Annotated in this window: 1 protein-coding gene and 1 pseudogene; both read left to right on the forward strand. The window is 67.9% G+C overall.

The genetic code is table 11. The features are described from left to right. Positions 1–2,468: S53 family peptidase (locus VGS97_RS00780; protein WP_326851176.1), on the forward strand; the 2,468-nt coding region annotated here is incomplete at its 5' end. A gap of 123 nt (positions 2,469–2,591) precedes the next feature. Then, a pseudogene (locus VGS97_RS00785) lies at positions 2,592–2,897 on the forward strand (transposase); the annotation flags it as partial.

Consider the following 2,897-nt stretch of genomic DNA (forward strand, 5'->3'; position numbering starts at 1 on the left):
CCTTGTCGGCGCACGCGTCTGTTTCGCCGAACTCCGTGTTGCCCAAGGCCGTTTCACCCAGTACCGCAGTGCCGAGCTGCCCCGCTATCAACCAGTCCTTCGGCTCCCCGCCGCCGGGGGTGAAGGCGCTGCACGACGGCACCGATTACTACACCGCCGACGCGATCTCGAACATCTATGGGCTCGGTTCCCTGCTGGCCAACGGCGCCGACGGCACTGGGGTCACGGTCGCGGTCTTCGAACTTGAGAACTACGACCCGCAGGGCGTCGGCGACATCCTCACCTGCTATGGCAGCAAGAGCACCGTCAGCCTGGTCAAGGTTGACGGCGGTCCGACGGCGGCTGCCGACATGCACGCCAATGTCGGGGTCGAGTCCGCGCTCGACATCGAGAACATCGCCGACCTGGCGCCCGGTGTGAGCGTCATCGACTACGCCGGGCCGGACTGGAATTTGCAGACGACCTCGCCTGCCAACGTCCTGGACGTCTACAGCAAGATCGTCTCCGATGACAAGGCGCAGGTGGTCTCGACGAGTTGGGGCGTGTGCGAGGCCAATGCCTCCTCGTCGTTCCTCTCGTCTGAAAGCACGTTGCTAGCCACCGCCGCCGCGCAGGGCCAGACGGTCGTCGCGTCCTCCGGCGACAGCGGGTCGACCGACTGCTACAACACGGCCGACACCACGCCCAACAGCAGCCTCGCGGTGGACGACCCGGCCAGCCAGCCCACCGTGCTGGGCGTCGGCGGCACCAGCATGAGTGGCTTGAACAACCCGCCGCAGAGCACGTGGAACTCAGCGCAGGGCGGCTCCTACGGCGCGGGCGGCGGCGGTGTCTCCTCGGCGCAGACGCAGCCGGTCTTCCAGAAGGGCATCGCCGCCACGGGTTACACCGCCAACTGCGCGGCCGCCGCTGGGGCGGGTTGCCGTCAGGTTCCCGACGTGTCAGCGTTCGCCGACCCGGTCGACGGCTACGTGATCGCGGAGTACAACTCGGCCGACAGCGCCATCGACCTGGGCATCATCGGCGGCACCAGCGGTGCGGCGCCGGTTTGGGCCGCGATCTACGCGCTGGCGGACTCAAGCGCGGCCTGTAAAACCAACGGAAACGCCGGAGAAGCGGCCCCCGCGCTCTACGCCGCGGGCACGACCCCGTCGAACTACTCGGTTTTCCGCGACATCACCTCCGGCAACAACGGCATCTCGGCTTACCACGCCCCGTACGCCTACCCGGCCACCAGCGGCTATGACATGGCCAGCGGCTGGGGCGCGCCGGTGGCGTCCGGTGTGGCCGCCGTCGCGTGCAAGGGCAATGTCACGTCCGCGGCGAGCTACTACACGCCGGTTGGTCCGACGCGCATCCTGGACACCCGGCACAACCAGGGCGCGAACGGCCCCGTCCCCGCGAGCGGCGGCACGATCAAGCTCCAGATCACCGGCGCCAACGGCGTGGCCGCGAGCAACGTGACCGCGGTCGCGCTCAACGTGACCGTGACGGCCAACGCCGCAGGCGGCTACGCGACCGTCTACCCGGACGGCTCCGCCGCTCCGCCGACCTCCAACCTGAACTGGGCCAACGGCCAAACAGTGCCGAACCTTGTTGTCGTGCCGGTCGGCGCGGACGGCAAGGTGGACATCACCAACGGCTCCGCAGGCACCGTGCAGTTCGTCGGCGACCTCGCCGGCTTTTTCACCACCGTCTCTAGCACCACTACCTCCACGTACACCGCGGTCGGCCCGGTACGCGCGATGGACACCCGCAAGGGCATCGGCGTCCCCACCGGCGCCATCCGCACCGGGGCAGTCGCTTCGCTCCCGGTCGGCGGGAGCACTGTCAGTGGCGTGGCGATCCCCTCCGGGATCACCGCGGTGGCGATGAACGTCACCGTCACCGCCCCCGCGGCCGGCGGCTACCTCACCGTCTACCCGAACCAGACATCGGCCGGCAGCCCGGTGAACCGGCCGGGGGTGTCCAACCTCAACTTCTCGACCAACCAGACGATCGCCAACATGGTGATCGTCCCGGTCGGCGCGGACGGCAGGGTCGACTTCTACAACGGCGCGGGCGCCACACAGGTGATCGCCGACATCGCCGGGTACTTCAGCGCCGGCACCGGCGCAGCCGTCTACCACGCCCTGGGCCCGGACCGGATCGTGGACACCCGCATCGGCCTGGGCACCGCGTCCGCCTCACCCGTTGCGGGCAACGGCGTGCTGACCCTGCCGATCCAGGGCAGCGCCACCGCGATCCTGGCCAACCTCACAGTCGCCCAGACCGCAGCCGGCGGCTACCTGACCGCCTACCCGGACGGCACCACCAAACCCACCGTGTCGAACCTGAACTTCTCACCCGGCCAAGCCATACCGAACCTGGCAATCGTGCCCAGCAACGGGAAAATCGACTTCTTCAACGGATCAGGCGGCTCACTACGACTGATCGTCGACATCGGCGGATACTTCAGCGCAAACTAACCTTGAGTTTTTAGGTCCTTGAAGATCTTTTCGGGTTTGTCGCAGGATTCTGTCGCATAGAGCACGACCCTTGCCTGATGATGTGTTTTCGACCAAGAAGACACATCTATACAGGCAGGGGCCGTGGTGCCGAGTTTGGCGTATGCGCGGGCCGGTGTCGAGCCGCGGGCGGTGCTGGCCGGGTTCCGGTGGGCGTGGTTCAGGTGTCTGGACTCGTACGCGGACGAGCTTTTCGAGTTGACCGACGCGGTGCTCACGGTGGCCGGGCCGGTGTGCTCGGTGCCGGAGCTCTCGCTCGAACCGGTGCATCGGCGCGGGCACCAGATGCTGTATCTCGCCCTGGCGCGGGCGCGGGTCGATATTGTCCGGTTACGCCGGTCGCTGGCGGGACTGTCCCCGCCGCGTAGCCGGGACGGGCGTGTGCGTCTG

Source organism: Actinocrinis sp., from assembly GCF_035946395.1.
Taxonomy (GTDB): domain Bacteria; phylum Actinomycetota; class Actinomycetes; order Streptomycetales; family Catenulisporaceae; genus Actinocrinis.